This window comes from Gracilibacillus saliphilus, assembly GCF_010994085.1.
GTDB classification, from domain to species: Bacteria; Bacillota; Bacilli; order Bacillales; family Amphibacillaceae; genus Gracilibacillus; species Gracilibacillus lacisalsi.
The window spans coordinates 287,177-302,497 of sequence record NZ_WJEB01000004.1; the positions used below are offsets into that span (position 1 = coordinate 287,177).

Genomic DNA, 15,321 nt, shown 5'->3' on the forward strand with positions numbered 1-15,321 from the left:
TTGGTAAAAAATGATACATGTACTTCGGAGAAAGAAAGGGTCATGCAACATGTGGTGGATAATCGGTGGAGTAATGTCGTCGATAACGTTCGTGTTATATTGCTGTCTAGTAGTAGCTGGCAGGGCTGATGAAGCAATGGAACAGTATATGAAAAGGAAGTAAGGTTTGGTATCCTACTTCCTTTTTTGGTTATAGTCGCAAAAGTTCCCAAATAAATTTTAGTACCTCACTTGCCCCGTGCTTTCTTGATTCATGATCCTTCCACCAATTATTGTCATAAACATCTTCACGAACAGGGACGGAAATGACTTCGATATTTTCATCTTTCAATGTTTTTTGGAAGATCCATTTCGCTCGCGCTGAATGATATTTGTTGGTTACAAGAAGCAAGGTATCAACGTTCAACTGACGCAGCAAAGGGATGGACAGTTCGGCTTCTTCTCTCGTACTTGTTACTTCCTTAAATGAGTGGATAGCATCTGCCGGCACACCTAATTCGATCAAATGCTCCGTCATAATCTCTGATGTGTAAGTTTCCCAACCTACGAGCGCACCAGTGACGATAATAGTATCACTCCACCCTTCATGGTAAAGCTTAGCTGCCTCTGCCTCTCGCTCACCTTTTCCACCGCTTAATACTAAAATAGCGTCTGCTTTTTTTGGTTGTTGTTCTAACACCAGAAGTTTATGTAAATTAACTAAGATAATCAACCCAATTACTAGCAATAATAGAGGAACTGAAAGGAACATCCACTTTTTCCACCCCATACCACCACTCCTGAACCAATATTTTAATATCCCTTATTATAATCTACAATATTTACATTTGGTGCACCAGACTCAAGATAATGCCTTAAATTCGGAATAAAAATATTTCGAATAACACGCTCTGTGTAGTGTTCTGTTGCTCCAGCTGTGTGCGGTGTTACGATAACATTCTCCATCGTCCATAATGAACTGTCTTCCGGTAAGGGTTCCGTCTCAAACACATCAAGTCCAGCACCGGCAACTTCCTGATTTTCCAACGCTCGAATCAGCTCATCCTCTTTCACAATTGGTCCTCTTCCAATATTAATGAGAAAAGCACTATTTTTCATTAGACGGAACTCTTTTGCCCCGAACATGCCAGTTGTTTCCTCTGTCAACGGAAGTGTAATGACGACATAGTCACATAAAGGTAAAAGGTCAGCCAATTGATCGGGGGTATACATTTCGTCAACATGTTCAGTTGGTTTCCCTGAGTGACGAACACCAAGAACTTTCATACCAAAGGCTTTTGCAATTTTTGCTGTTTCCTGGCCAATCGCACCAACACCTATTACACCGATCGTTTTCTCGTGAATTTCTAATCTTAGTCCAGCATTGTGCCACGTTTGCTCCTGCTGTTGGCGCACATATGTATGAATTTTCCGTGTTAATCCAAGCATAAGAGCAAAGATTGTTTCAGAAATCGGGTAAGCATGAACTCCATTTGCACTTGTCAATGTCACATTTTTAGTTTGTAAAGCATCAAGCGGTAGACTGTTTACCCCTGCGCTCCACGTTTGAATCCACTTTAAGCGATCATTTTTCTCCAACAAAAACGGAGCGACGGCCCTTTTCCAATGGAGCACGACTTCTGCTTTGACAAGTTCATCCGCAATTTTTTCTGTATCTTTGTTTGCGATAACGTTCCAGTCAGGGACCACCTGCTTAATTTCGTTGAACAGGTTTTCAGCTATGTTCATGTTAATAACGAGTGTTCGTTCCATGATAAAACCTCCCATTCTAATCGTACTTTATTATTTCATACTTTTTATTGTTATTGTCAAATTTTTTATCTTTTTTCAAATGGACCCAAACACAAACAAATCCACCAAAACAAAAATATATAAACACTATTTTTTGACTTTATTTTTATTCGTTAGTATAATCGTAGTCGAATTATGTATATTTCCCACAAATAATGTAAGGGGTTTCCCATTAAACAGCAAAGAAACTAAGAAGTTGGGGGTAAAATAATGAAACGAATAATGTTATGGTTTCTGTTTAGTATCTTTCTCATCCTTTTTGTAAACGGATGCAACCAACAAACGCATGCAGATGAGCGTGTTGTATTACGCTTTGCATATGCTAGTAATGCTCAACCGGTGAAAGATGCTATGGCAAAGTTCGGCGAATTAGTCGAAGACAAAACAAATGGACAAGTTAGTGTTGAATACTTCCCTGATGGACAACTCGGCGGAGAGCGTGAACTGATTGAATTAACGCAAACAGGGGCAATTGATATTACAAAGGTCGGTGGTTCTGCCCTTGAAAGTTTTTCCAATAAATATTCTATCTTTGGTATCCCATATCTTTTTGAGGATATTGATCATTTCACTCGTGTCATGGAAAACGAGGAAATAATGCAACCAATCTATCAATCTACCGAAGATTTAGGGTTTGTCGGGCTAACCTATTACAACTCAGGACAACGAAGTTTCTATTTAACAGACGGTCCTGTTGAAACTCCAGAGGATATTGAAGGGAAGAAAATTCGTGTAATGGAAAGTGAAACCGCTATCCAAATGATCGAATTGTTAGGTGGAACAGCGGTACCACTTGGAAGCGGTGAAGTATACACATCTTTGCAACAAGGCATTATCGACGGTGCTGAAAACAATGAATTTGCCCTTGTGACAGCAGGGCATGGAGATGTAGCTTCCTATTATTCCTATGACGAACATACACGAGTACCAGATATTGTGATAATAAATGACAATACGTTAAATCAATTGAATGAAGAGCAGCAACAGGCCGTACAAGAAGCTGCTAAAGAATCTACTGAATATGAAAAACAAGTTTGGGCAGAAGCAGTAGAAGCCGAAAAAACAGAAGCTATGGAGGAATATAATGTAAAGTTCAATGAAGTGGATAAAGCGGCTTTTTTAGAAAAAGTACAGCCTATTCATGATAAGTTTAAAGAAAATAAAGAATTAAGTGATCTCTACCATAAGATTCAACATGCAAGTAATAATGAAGGAGAGTAGCGATATGAACAAAGCTTTTCGTAAATATCTAGATCGTACGATTGAAACCATCACATGTGCTCTACTAATGATCATGGTTGTTGTCACAAGCTGGCAAGTGATCAGTCGATACATCTTAAATAACCCAAGTTCCGTAACAGGTGAATTTCTTCGTTTTGGCTTGATCTGGTTCTCATTATTAGCAGGTGCCTATGTTGTCGGCAAAAAAAGCCATATTGCCATCACTTTTCTAAGTAACGGGATAAAAAGTGAACAGATAAAACGAGCCTTGGAAGTAATTGTGCAAATTAGCTTTATCCTCTTTGCTGCGATGATGATCATGGGAGGTACCAAGGCTGTTTCACTTACGATGGCACAAATTTCACCATCCCTTCATTTACCGATGGGATATGTGTATTTATCCCTTCCTGTTTCAGGCGTAACCATCTTATTATATTGTCTCATTAATTTAACGGACCTATTCAGTTCGAAACAGTTACACATACAAGAAAATTCTTAAAGAAGTAGGTGAATTAGATATGGTTGCAGAAGCTAGTATTTTATTAGTTCTTGTTTTCGCAATATTATTAGCAGTAGGAATCCCAATTGTCATATGTATCGCTGTAGCATCATTGGCAACGGTTCTGTTAATGCTGCCGCTTGATATTGCCGTTTTTACAGCTGGTCAGAAAATGGTGGCAAGTCTCAACAGCTTTTCATTAATTGCAGTACCGTTCTTTATTCTATCAGGGGTTATTATGAATAATGGCGGGATCGCCCATAAATTAGTAGAATTTGCGAAACTGATCGTCGGGAGAGTACCTGGATCTTTAGCCCATACGAATGTGGTCGGAAATGCTTTGTTTGGATCGATTTCCAGTTCTGCCATCGCAGCATCTACTGCAATTGGCGGGGTGATGGTTCCTTTACAGAAAAAAGAAGGTTATGACCGAAAATTCGCAGCAGCTGTCAATATCGCTTCTGCCCCATCAGGAATGGTAATACCTCCTAGTACGGCGTTTATTATCTTTTCACTAATTAGTGGTGGTACTTCAATCGCAGCATTGTTTGTTGGTGGATACTTAATCGGGATCCTATGGGCCATAACGATTATAGCCGTTGCATTTGTGATTGCCAAAAAACGTAATTACCCAATTGTACAAAAATCTGAAATCGCAAACATTAATAAAAAGAAAATAGTCTTAGATGCAGTCCCTAGTATTCTGTTAATCTTCATTATTATCGGTGGGATTTTAACAGGTATATTCACAGCGATTGAAGCATCTGCTGTTTGCGTAGTTTATGCCTTATTCTTAGCACTTGTGTATTATCGAACGCTAACCATTAAGCAATTACCTGAGGTTTTAATCAAAGCTGTAGAAATGTCTGGGATTGTCATGTTACTCATCGCTGCATCTTCACTAATGTCATTTGCTATGGCATTTACCGGCATTCCTGATGCTCTGAGTCAGTTTATTCTAGGTCTATCCGCTAATCCATTGATTATTTTGTTACTGATTAATATCTTCTTATTGATTATAGGTATGTTTATGGATATTGCACCAGCAATTCTCATATTCACACCGATTTTCTTACCAATCGCAGAAGGTATTGGGATTGACCCAGTGCATTTTGGCATTTTCTTCATTTTAAACTTGTGTGTCGGTACGATTACGCCACCTGTTGGAACCGGTTTATTTGTCGGATCCATGGTTGGAAAAGAAAAAGTCGAAAGCCTAATCAAACCATTAATGCCATTCTATGTCGCCATGTTCGTTTTATTGATGGTTGTTACCTATGTACCGGAAATTAGTTTGTTCCTCCCTAATTTGTTAGGGTTGTAATAGAGAAGAAGGAGTCTCGAAGACAAAATTATAAAAAGTGTCCGCGAGAAAAGTTCTCGTGGACACTAATTCTAAACAAGATCACAAGCTTCTGCCGGCATCCAATGTTCATCTTTACCGTGCCATTTGACGTTACATCCGATTGGATTAGTTAATGGTGTTGTAATTTGCTTTCCTGCTAAATGTTCCGTAAGGGCATTTTCTAAATCATTTACAGTTGCTTTCTCGGACTCACGTGGATTGTCGAGTCCACGACCAGTATAAACCAACTCACGATTTTGATCGAATACGTAAAAGTGTGGTGTGCGCAAAGCTCCATAAGTCTTGGCCACATCTTGTGACTCATCATGTAAATATACCCATGGGAATTTGTGCTCTTTCATCTGTTCCACCATTACTTCGAATGAATCATCTGGTTTTGTATTCACACTATTAGAATTGATTCCCACAAACGTAACACCTTGATCTGCAAACTTTTTGGCAGTTGCCCTTGTCACTTCATTCGATCCAACAACAAAAGGACAATGATTGCAAGTGAAGAACACGACCAAAACATTTGCATCATTAAAATCCTCTAAGCTATATGTCTTACCATCTGTTGCAGGAAGTCTAAAATCCGGTGCCTTCTTACCCAACTCCAACGTAAAAGCCATAGAAAAATCCTCCCTTTATTTCGATATTCATGAAACGATACCAAAGTATGAAGATAGATTCAAAGATAACGCTCAAAACACGCCTTCTTCTTTTACTACTGAAGGTTCATATAATATGTAGTAACTCACGCATGCTCATCACTAAAAAGGATTATAAAACCGAGTCCCATCATGAAAGGTAATCAACATAGCTGCAATAAAAAACACTACACTAATCATTAAGGCAAACACATCTGCCTTTAATAGCGGTCGGGCACTATACCAGGTCCGTTGTTTATGTTTCCCAAAGCTGCGTAACTCCATAGCATTACTGATTACTTCAATCCGGTCGAGACTGGAAAAAATTAATGGCACCATAATAGAAATGACGTTTTTTAGACGCTTAGTTAGTTTTTCATTTTTGGACAAATCAATTCCTCTCGTCTGCTGGACTTGAGCAATGGTACGAAAATCACGTTGGATATCTGGAATATACCGTAATGCCAACGATACCGCAATACCTATTTTATAACTAATACCAACTTTATTAAGAGATGCCGCAAATTCACTAGGATGGGTGGTCAAAATAAACAATAAGGCAGCTGGGATCACGACAAAATATTTCAATGTGATATTCATTTGGTAGAATAATTGCTCCCATGTCAGATTATACCTGCCTGCTCCATCCCAAATCACATGACTACTGCCATAGATTTGAACACCTTCTTGGGGCGAAAATACATAAATTGCCACATTATTAAGTGCTAGAAACGCTAGAATAATGATCAGTACAAAGGATATGTCCTTTAGTAGAATCTTCGATAGTTGGAAGATAACAAGACTTGCAATCAATAACACGAGCAATACCCTTGTATCATAAGTTAGCATAGCAACGGAAGACCAAATAAAAAAAACAATCAGCTTAGTAATTCCTGATAATTTGTGTATTGGTGATGTTCGTTCCATATAACCCAATATATTTACGGCCATCTAGCTCGAACCTTTCTATCATAAGAAATAAAGTGATGAACAAACTGTTTTGGATCTGAAATACCTACTTTTACTGCAATGTCAAATAATGAAGTACGCTTTAAGTTTGCTTTGTCGACTATTTCATCATTTGTTATAACATCGACAGCGGACTCATCTGCGATTAATCGACCATCTGCTAGTACAATCGACCTTGAAGTGTACTCCAGCATCAGGTGCATATCATGTGTAATGAATAATATGGTGGTCCCATTGTCATTTAGTTGCCGTAAAAATTCCATCATTTCTGTATAATGACGAAAATCCTGTCCAGCAGTTGGCTCATCCAAGATGATTATATTTGGCTCTAAAACTAAAATAGAAGCAATTGTTACCCTTTTCTTCTGCCCGTAACTTAAAGCTGAGATCGGCCAATTGCGGAACTGGTATAATCCGCAAACTTTTAGCGTTTCCCAAACTCTTTCCTCGATCTCTTTCTGAGAATATCCGCGATTAACAAGACCTAAGGCAACCTCGTCATAAATCATATGCTTGGAGATCATATGATTCGGATTTTGTAAGACAAAACCAATGCGGTTAGCTCTTTCAAATATCGTTTGATTGGTGATGTCTTTTCCTTCTAAAAAAATCTGTCCACTATTCATTGTCTCAAAACCACAAATAAGCTTGGACAAAGTAGATTTACCTGCACCATTCTTGCCAACGATACTTACCATCTCTCCCTGCTGAATCGAAAAGGAGATATTCTGTAAAATCGGGTCTTGCTGGTAACGGAAATTTAAGTTATTTACTTCCAATAGTGGTGTGAATGCCTCCTCTTCACCTCGTTCCATAGACTTGGTATACCATTGCTTTAATTGCTGCTGGCAGTCATCAGCAATGTTTAAGGTATCTATGTGCTCCAACCCCATATCCGGCTCGATCTCACAACCACTATATTTCAATGCCTTTAAATAAAGTGGTTCGCGTATATGTACTTGGTTTAAGACATGAGATGCTAACAATTGCTTGGGAGCACCGTTGAAAACAACCTCTCCTTCATCGAGCACAATAACCCTATCAAAATCAATATGGAGTGCATCTTCTAAACGGTGTTCAATCATAATGATGGTTTTATTTGTTTCTTGATGAATACGGTCTATTAATTCCATAGCATATTGACCTGTTGCAGGATCTAAATTGGCCAGCGGCTCGTCGAAAAGTAATATCTCCACTTCCTCGTTCACCATAACACCGCCAACTGAGACACGCTGTTTTTGTCCACCAGAAAGCTCATGGATAGAATGAGCTATATGGTGCTCTATTTCCACTAGTTCTGCTACTCGTTGAACGGATTCTTTCATCACGTGCTGAGGAACCTTTTCATTTTCTAATGAAAAAGCGATATCCTCCCCAACAATAAGCCCAATGAATTGTCCATCTGTATCCTGTAATACCGTACCTACCATTCGTGAGATGGTAAAGATATCTAAGTTTCTTGTATCGTTGTCTTTGATAAGAAGTTCCCCTTCTATATCCCCTTTATAAGAGAATGGAACTAGCCCATTTAAACAATGGACTAATGTGCTTTTCCCTGAACCAGATGGACCTAGAATTAATACTTTTTCACCTTGGTAAATGGTTACATCGATATTTTTTAAAGTTGGGTCAGTTTGGCTGTAATATTTAAATGTGAAATGATTAAATTCTATTATCGGTTGTCTCATTCTCTACTCCTTTATCTAATTAGGCTTCCTTTGATAAACTATTACCTTTCGTCCGTGTCTTCGCGTATGCTGCAAGTAAGATCGTACCAACGACACCAACAGAGATAATATTGGAAACACCTGCTACTGCACCTTGAGTAAATACTTTGTTTGCTGGCTCTGCATATATAATAATATCTAATAATGGCGCTAAGAGGAACCAGCCAATCACCTGTGCAACCACTTGAACTACATTAAATGAAATGATTTGTTTCGTACCAAATTCCCCATTCTCTATTGCAATTCGGCGTGCAAACAAACCAATGAACAACCCGATAAATAGTGACACAAAAACCCAACTCCACCAAATAGATCCCCAAAGTAAAACATCCTTCAGTGCATGACCGATAAGACCAATAAGTCCTCCGGCGACAGGGCCAAATAATACAGCCATAAATGCTAGAAATGCAACTGCTGTCTCAATATTTGTGTTGGGAATCCCTGTTGGAATCGTTAAAAAACGACCCAAAATAACATATACAGCAGCACCAATACCGATAGCAACAATCGTTCTAATCGATAAATTACCTTTCATGGATTTTTCTCTCCTTTATTTGAATTAGTTTAATTGCTAACAAGTTGATTTCTGTTGACTCATGGCTGTATTACATCAATTATCAAAATATTCTTACTCTTAACTATACACAATTTTAGGTGCTTTGCGTACAAAAATTTTCCACTTTTCGCCTGTTTTAATATGATATGCCTTAGCAAAAGATCCTTGATTTAAAGCCACACCAATATTCTCTAAGGAATTAATATATAGCAGTGGTTCGCCCACCTGTGTATCTGCAAATGACTTACCATATGACATCACGTTTTTATATACTTGTCGTGTATCATCTAAAATCGTTACTTCTAATGTATCTCCATAGTCAATGGATGCTTCTTGAAAGTAGCGTTTATGAATATTGGTCCAGAGATTACCAAAACGGACATCTAATATATCAATCGTCCCCTTAATAATCCCTCCATCTACTGTCACACTTGACGTAGAAAGTTTTACCAGCTGATCTACATCTATTTTCTTCCCAACTTCTTCAAACGTGATCACTCCAGCAGCAAGTCTAGCTCCTGTGTAGGCATAAACATCTCTTCCATGAAACGTATAAGATTCATATGACCTTGCCAGCCTGTTTACCTTTTCATCAATTACTCTTGCTTCTTCAATACCAACAGAATCCCCAATATGGGTAATCGTTCCGTTATCTGGTGTAACGATAAAACGATTATCTTTCGTTCTGACTACGATACTTAATCGATCAGAGCCTACCCCTGGATCAACAACAGATACAAAAACAGAACCTTCTGGCCAATAACAAATTGTCTGGTACAACCGGTAAGATGCCTCCCAAATATTATATTGCGGTATATCGTGGGTAACATCATATAAATCTAAGTCACTATCGACTGTTTTTGCCACTCCATACATGGCACTTACTGCACCATCACTTGTACCAAAATCTGATTGAAAAACTAAATGCTTTGTCATGTTATTCCTCCTTGAAAAATGTTTTATTGGTGAAAGCCTTCCTGATAACCATGAGCATTAAAAAACGCCCCTATTGTTCTATGAACAATAAGGGCGTTGATATTATTTTCAACACGGTACCACCTTAGTTTACTGCATACTCACATATACAGTCTTTACAAGTACTCCACCAAAACTGGCTTTCATACTTTGGTATAGATAACGAGTACCAAATCTCGTCGTCACTTACTTGTGTCATAAATAGACACGTTCAGCACGAAGCTCGAAGGCCATTTTCAGCATCTGCATTTTTTGCTTCTTTTCAGCTACCGAAGCTCTCTGTCGAAAAACGCTCGAAACTTACTTTCCCTTTTCATCGCTTTTTAAATATTGATTTTACTCAATCTTTAAATAGGATTATACGAAATATTCACTTTGAACGCAAGCATTTTTTGAATATTTCGATAATTGTTATTTCATTTACTTCCCGTTCTATCCATTTGCAAAAAATAATCATTATCTCATATTACAACTTCGAAAATATATATACTAGTAACTTTATTTCGGTTTCACACCTCGTCTACTTCTTACTAAATGGTAAATAATTCAATTTAGAGGATAATATATGTAAAAATGATTATTTATAGAAAACGCTTACGTGATATGATTTAAGTAATCTATACGAAAGGAGGACGGGTGTTTTATCGCTTCGGTGTCAGACGTAAGCTTCAAACAATAATGAAAAGGACGTGAGAAAAGTGAAGAAAAAATTGCTTAAGTGGTTGTCTTTCAGTCTTTTCGTTACTCTATTTTTCGGTTTGTCGTTCCAATCGGTATCTGCAAGTACGCCTGATTTCAGTATGACCGGTTTTGCCACGCAAAATGGTGGTACAACTGGTGGCGCTGGTGGAGACACCATAACTGTTCATACAGGAGATGAGCTTGTTCAAGCATTAAAGGACAAAGAAGACCATACACCTTTAACCATTTATGTGGACGGAACAATTACACCAGACAATACGCCTGACAGCAAAATTAATGTTAAGGATGTATCAGATGTTTCCATATTAGGTGTTGGTACTAATGGAGAATTAGACGGGATAGGCATTAAAGTGTGGCGAGCAGATAACGTCATAATTCGTAATCTCACGATTCATGAAGTGCGTACTGGTGACAAGGATGCCATTGGCATTGAAGGGCCATCAAGCAACATTTGGGTGGATCATAATGAACTTTATGCTAGCCTAAATGTGGACAAAGACTACTATGATGGTTTATTTGATGTGAAACGTGATGCATTTAATATCACTTTCTCATGGAACTATGTCCATGATGGTTGGAAAGCAATGTTAATGGGGTCATCAGATAGTGACAGCGACGATCGAAACATTACGTTCCATCATAATCATTTTCAAAACTTGAATTCAAGAGTTCCTAGCTACCGGCATGGGGAAGGTCACTTGTATAATAATTACTTTGAAGGAATTATCAGTACAGGGATTAATGCTAGAATGGGAGCTGAACTACTTATAGAAAATAACGTATTTGAGAATTCCAAGGATCCGCTCGGTGCTTGGTATAGTAGTTCTCCAGGGTACTGGAACGTTTCCAACAACTTATACATCAATAGCACTGGCAGTCAACCAACGACATCTACGACCAATTATACCGTTCCATATAACTATACACTTACACCAGTTGAAGATGTAAAATCACTTGTTACACAATATGCTGGTGTTGGAGTAATTCAACCGTAAATGAATGAGAGGGCTGGCCATAAGTCTCTATTGACATTAGGCAGCCCTCTTCTTTCGAATTAACAATACCAACTACAAACTGTCGTAGCTAATTAATTTTAATGACTTAATGAAAAAGTTGAAGTTATTCTATTGGACTCAAGCACCCTTTCTTTCCCTTCTCCAGTCAATTAGAGAGATTTTTAATCGTAGTCTTAGCTACCCTAAGTGTTGATCAAGCGATTATTCAATATTACTCAACAAAAAGTTACCATCATCTTCTACAACTGTATAAGTCCAGGCATAATCTTGTGTCTCCTCTTCTCCGCTTCCATACATAATTTTGATCGTTTCATTTGTGTTAATTTTCCAACTATCATCTGATACTTCTATCTTCGTCACTTCACTATCCATTACCTCTTGAGTTGTTCCATTATCATATAGGCGATCCACTAAACCTTGCTGCATTTCTTCCAAAGCACTGTTTTCCTGGATATATGGTTCAACAATGTCATAATTACCGCTATTAATAGCATCTACTAATTTATTGATGTAACTTAACGTAATCTCAGACAATTCTTCATCAACATCGTCTCCAATTTGGCTGTTATCTACTACCTTATCTTGTTCTTTTCCTATAATAACCGAATCTCCATCATAATCATATTGATTATAATCATAGCCACTTTCCCAATTATCAAAATCAATATTATAAACAGACCATTCGCCATCGTCGTAGCGTAACGCAAATGTATGGTAACTTTTTTCATAATAAGGATCTTCAATTTTATCTGTATACCATTGGCTTTCGACAGCAGTGTTTTCCATCACATAAACGGTTAGCAACGCTTCTTCCAGTTGATCATTATACGATACTCTTACTGCATTTTCTGCAAGACCGAATTCTTTCACATCGCGAAAATGTAGTAAATCATATTCTTTAACATCCGTATATACACTTTTAATCGATGAATAGTAGTCATCTTGCAACTCACTGTTTAAAAAACTCAAACTTTCAGGGTTGTTGCTCCGATATGCTTCAAATAGTACATCATAGAACGACCGAATTGATTTAGAAACTTCTTCTAGTAACTCTTCTGTTGGCTGAAAATCTGCATCAACGTAATTATTTTCTGACATTTCCAGCTCTCCGGTCGTTAATGATCCCCACGGTAAATTTGCTACAATTTCGATAGTGTAATCTTTCTCTGGATCAATCGGACCAATAGACTCATCATTTATATACATTGAGTCATCGATTTCTTCCCCATTTAACAATAAAGTCATATCATATGAAGCTAATAGGTTTTCCGTAAAGATACTTTCATACTCAAAATAGAATTCTACCATTTGCTGAGCAGATGATAAGTAAATTTTTTTATCCGTTTCTAATTGAACAAATTGATTCTCATATGATGCCTTCAAATCGTGTTCCCCATATACAAACGGACCTAGTTCCACTTCATCATCAACGTTCTCAATCGTTACGGTCTCTGTATCACTTTCGATAACCGTATTATTTAAATTGGAATTAGCCGTTATATAAAATGCTTTTGCAGTAATTTGATAACACTCGATAAAAACAAAACATCCACTTTCAGTAACATTTAAAATGCCACTTTCAGCATAAGATCTGTCTTTAGCTTGTTGTGTTAAATGCCGCAGTACACCATCTAAAGTATCCTCTTGGTCTACAGTATTTACAAAAGCTTCTGCATTCTTTACACCAATCGATTGATTACTATCTTCAAATTGTACAAGTTCACCTATCTTTTCGTAATCTTGATCTTCAACAGCCGTTTTCAATGACTTGATCAATTGCTCTGGCGACCATAAATGATTTAGAGTGAAAAATATCACTATCAATAGTAATAAAGAACCACTAACAAGCGACAGAAAAACTTTCTTCTTTTTCGGTAACAAACTGAATCTTTCTTTCAATCCTAATTTAGATTCATTATCAGTTGTTTTAGCCTTCCCACAACTTTTACAAAACTGCACTTCTGATGCTATTTCTTCTCCACAATGTTTACAATAACTCATTTTCATCCCCCTATCATCTAGTAATATTATATTAAATTACATTGATTATTGGAATATATTTGGTTATAATTATGCAGTAATATTTTCTTATTTTTTATTACTTTTGATGAAGGTAATTGATAATGAAGATGTTTTTCAATCTAAAGGTTATGTTCTATCTATTTAACTAAATCGATTTATGATGGACAAGGCGTTCAAGGAATGGTTAGTGCACTAACATTAATAAACTGGTAGAAACAGAAGATTTTTTAACAAAATATGACATTAGCTGGGATGATTTAGCTGACGTAAACAATGCCTCGAGTACATTTTTTTACTTTGAAAATAGTATTGATGGCACCTACCAAATAAAATGATCAATAATTTACCCTTTTTAAAAAAGGGGAACGATTATTTTTAATCCGGACCATATTGCACCATTTTCAGAAGTGCTCGTACCAGTCGAAATAGCATGGGATCAACTAGACTAGAACGGATCCTTTTAAAGGAGGTGAGATATTGAAATTCTGTAAACAGTGTGGAGAGCAGGTAGGTAATCAGGTGAAATTCTGTAAATCTTGCGGTACAGAACTACAACCTGAAGAACAAACGCTCAAAGCAAAAAAGCCAATAAATACAAAGAAGTTATTCATCATTTTATCTACATCTATTATGCTATTAGCCGCCATTCTAGTGGGAGGATGTTTCTTCGCTAAATCACAGTTTGGAAAAAAAGCACAAATCGAGGAATTCAAAACAGCAATACAAAATGGAGATACAAAAAGGCTCACAGAAATCTTAACCGCAGAGAATATAACATCTGACTATTATGAGCGCTTCATCACCTATTTCGTAGACAAACCTGACCAATTGGAGCGTTTCATAAGCGAAGTGGAAACAGAGATGATAGAAGGTGAAGATGCTTCAATGTTTATCGATCTCCAAGAACAGGAAAAAATACTCTATTTATTTCCACAGTACCAATATCAAGTACAACCTGTAGAAGTAAGTGCTTCTGCTAACTTCGAAAGAACGAATATTCATATTCCGGACTATGAATCTGTTCAAATAGAGGAACCAGGCGAAATAATTCATATTACCTTATTACCAGATGAATACAACATTACGTTTACGCATGATGAGATTTACGGTAACTATAGTAAAACGGTTGAACTAAATTTCTGGGAAAGCAATGCAAAAGAATTAGAAGCAGCCATACAGTTTGATGGAAATGTCGTAGAACTTACTTCTAATTATCCTGAAGCAGCTTTGTTTATCAATGGTGAAGCACAGGCTGAAACAATTGCAGATACAAAGCAATACGGACCTGTAACATATGATGGAACAACTACTTTTCAAGGCATGCTTGACTTACCTTGGGATACCTATTACACAGACGAAGTTGCAATTACCGACTCATCACAAGAAACGATTTCACTGGATTTTGAACAAGTGGAAAAAGATATTAAGCACAACGTGTATGACAGAATCGGCAAACATACATATGAATGGGTACAGGCATACAGAAATAAATCAATTAATGCACTTTCAGTAATGCGTAATCAAGACTATTTAGACAAAACAAGTGATAATTTTGATCGTATGGATGCAGAAGAAAGTAACTTCAACGGTGATATTGAACAGATACGAATTGATAATGGCAGCTTTTCTTTCATGAATAATGATGGTCAATACCAAGCTTCAGTCATTGCTGAGCTACAATTTTATTCTGGTTATTATGAAACAGGTCATCGCGATGAACTCAATCGCAGCCGGGATCAATATTATTGGGAATACCAATTTGAGTATGATCCGCACCATCAAGATTGGTTCATTGTTGATAGCAAAGAATTATCAGACTTTGAAACAAAAGATATTATCGTTTATTAG

General features: G+C 37.2%; 13 protein-coding genes and 1 other annotated feature. Of the genes, 5 read left to right on the forward strand and 8 right to left on the reverse strand.

Annotation, left to right across the window (positions count from 1 at the left end):
• Positions 1 to 190: 190 nt before the first annotated feature.
• Both GHT08_RS07640 and GHT08_RS07645 read right to left on the reverse strand, forming a co-directional pair.
• Complete coding sequence (locus GHT08_RS07640) at positions 191 to 769, reverse strand: YdcF family protein (protein ID WP_163580836.1); 579 nt, start codon at positions 767 to 769, stop codon at positions 191 to 193.
• Positions 770 to 792: 23 nt separating this feature from the next.
• Positions 793 to 1,755, reverse strand: a complete 963-nt coding sequence (locus GHT08_RS07645; RefSeq protein ID WP_163580866.1) for a D-2-hydroxyacid dehydrogenase — start codon at positions 1,753 to 1,755, stop codon at positions 793 to 795.
• Between the two features lie 246 nt (positions 1,756 to 2,001).
• On the opposite strand from GHT08_RS07645, the gene GHT08_RS07650 reads away from it, so the two are divergent.
• From GHT08_RS07650 to GHT08_RS07660, 3 genes are read left to right on the forward strand one after another with little or no spacing between them, the layout of a single operon-like run.
• Positions 2,002 to 3,012 carry a TRAP transporter substrate-binding protein gene (locus GHT08_RS07650; RefSeq protein ID WP_163580837.1) on the forward strand — a complete coding sequence of 337 codons (1,011 nt, stop codon included), beginning with the start codon at positions 2,002 to 2,004 and terminating at the stop codon, positions 3,010 to 3,012.
• Positions 3,013 to 3,016: 4 nt separating this feature from the next.
• The gene (locus GHT08_RS07655) at positions 3,017 to 3,511 is read left to right on the forward strand and encodes a TRAP transporter small permease (protein ID WP_163580838.1); all 495 of its coding nucleotides are present in this window, start codon (positions 3,017 to 3,019) and stop codon (positions 3,509 to 3,511) included.
• A gap of 19 nt (positions 3,512 to 3,530) precedes the next feature.
• Positions 3,531 to 4,835, forward strand: a complete 1,305-nt coding sequence (locus GHT08_RS07660) for a TRAP transporter large permease (protein WP_163580839.1) — start codon at positions 3,531 to 3,533, stop codon at positions 4,833 to 4,835.
• A 71-nt stretch (positions 4,836 to 4,906) separates the two neighbouring features.
• On the opposite strand, the gene GHT08_RS07665 is transcribed toward GHT08_RS07660, so the two are convergent.
• The 5 genes from GHT08_RS07665 to GHT08_RS07685 form a co-directional block, all read right to left on the reverse strand.
• Positions 4,907 to 5,488, reverse strand: a complete 582-nt coding sequence (locus GHT08_RS07665) for a thioredoxin family protein (protein WP_163580840.1) — start codon at positions 5,486 to 5,488, stop codon at positions 4,907 to 4,909.
• Between the two features lie 141 nt (positions 5,489 to 5,629).
• Complete coding sequence (locus GHT08_RS07670; RefSeq protein ID WP_163580841.1) at positions 5,630 to 6,457, reverse strand: energy-coupling factor transporter transmembrane component T family protein; 828 nt, start codon at positions 6,455 to 6,457, stop codon at positions 5,630 to 5,632.
• Positions 6,448 to 8,163, reverse strand: coding sequence for an ABC transporter ATP-binding protein (locus tag GHT08_RS07675; protein ID WP_163580842.1), 1,716 nt, complete (start codon positions 8,161 to 8,163; stop codon positions 6,448 to 6,450). Before GHT08_RS07675 ends, GHT08_RS07670 begins: the two co-directional genes overlap by 10 nt.
• Positions 8,164 to 8,182: 19 nt before the next feature.
• Positions 8,183 to 8,737 carry an ECF-type riboflavin transporter substrate-binding protein gene (locus GHT08_RS07680; protein ID WP_163580843.1) on the reverse strand — a complete coding sequence of 185 codons (555 nt, stop codon included), beginning with the start codon at positions 8,735 to 8,737 and terminating at the stop codon, positions 8,183 to 8,185.
• A gap of 99 nt (positions 8,738 to 8,836) precedes the next feature.
• On the reverse strand, positions 8,837 to 9,694 hold the full coding sequence (locus GHT08_RS07685; RefSeq protein WP_163580844.1) for an SAM hydrolase/SAM-dependent halogenase family protein: 858 nt from the start codon (positions 9,692 to 9,694) through the stop codon (positions 8,837 to 8,839).
• Positions 9,695 to 9,780: 86 nt separating this feature from the next.
• Positions 9,781 to 10,059: a binding site (T-box leader), on the reverse strand.
• Positions 10,060 to 10,431: 372 nt separating this feature from the next.
• Here GHT08_RS07685 and GHT08_RS07690 point away from each other — a divergent pair.
• Positions 10,432 to 11,430: a pectate lyase family protein gene (locus GHT08_RS07690; RefSeq protein WP_163580845.1), complete on the forward strand. Its 999-nt coding sequence runs from the start codon at positions 10,432 to 10,434 to the stop codon at positions 11,428 to 11,430.
• A gap of 222 nt (positions 11,431 to 11,652) precedes the next feature.
• On the opposite strand, the gene GHT08_RS07695 is transcribed toward GHT08_RS07690, so the two are convergent.
• On the reverse strand, positions 11,653 to 13,452 hold the full coding sequence (locus GHT08_RS07695) for a TcaA NTF2-like domain-containing protein (RefSeq protein ID WP_163580846.1): 1,800 nt from the start codon (positions 13,450 to 13,452) through the stop codon (positions 11,653 to 11,655).
• Positions 13,453 to 13,950: 498 nt separating this feature from the next.
• Between GHT08_RS07695 and GHT08_RS07700 the strand changes: the two genes are divergently transcribed.
• The gene (locus GHT08_RS07700) at positions 13,951 to 15,321 is read left to right on the forward strand and encodes a TcaA 3rd/4th domain-containing protein (protein WP_163580847.1); all 1,371 of its coding nucleotides are present in this window, start codon (positions 13,951 to 13,953) and stop codon (positions 15,319 to 15,321) included.

Bases quoted from the DNA above. Each gene is read 5' to 3' on its own strand.
- GHT08_RS07640 (WP_163580836.1), bottom strand. From the start codon at position 769: ATGGGGTGGAAAAAGTGGATGTTCCTTTCAGTTCCTCTATTATTGCTA.
- GHT08_RS07650 (WP_163580837.1), top strand. From the start codon at position 2,002: ATGAAACGAATAATGTTATGGTTTCTGTTTAGTATCTTTCTCATCCTT.
- GHT08_RS07655 (WP_163580838.1), top strand. From the start codon at position 3,017: ATGAACAAAGCTTTTCGTAAATATCTAGATCGTACGATTGAAACCATC.
- GHT08_RS07660 (WP_163580839.1), top strand. From the start codon at position 3,531: ATGGTTGCAGAAGCTAGTATTTTATTAGTTCTTGTTTTCGCAATATTA.
- GHT08_RS07665 (WP_163580840.1), bottom strand. From the start codon at position 5,488: ATGGCTTTTACGTTGGAGTTGGGTAAGAAGGCACCGGATTTTAGACTT.
- GHT08_RS07670 (WP_163580841.1), bottom strand. From the start codon at position 6,457: ATGGCCGTAAATATATTGGGTTATATGGAACGAACATCACCAATACAC.
- GHT08_RS07675 (WP_163580842.1), bottom strand. From the start codon at position 8,163: ATGAGACAACCGATAATAGAATTTAATCATTTCACATTTAAATATTAC.
- GHT08_RS07680 (WP_163580843.1), bottom strand. From the start codon at position 8,737: ATGAAAGGTAATTTATCGATTAGAACGATTGTTGCTATCGGTATTGGT.
- GHT08_RS07685 (WP_163580844.1), bottom strand. From the start codon at position 9,694: ATGACAAAGCATTTAGTTTTTCAATCAGATTTTGGTACAAGTGATGGT.
- GHT08_RS07695 (WP_163580846.1), bottom strand. From the start codon at position 13,452: ATGAGTTATTGTAAACATTGTGGAGAAGAAATAGCATCAGAAGTGCAG.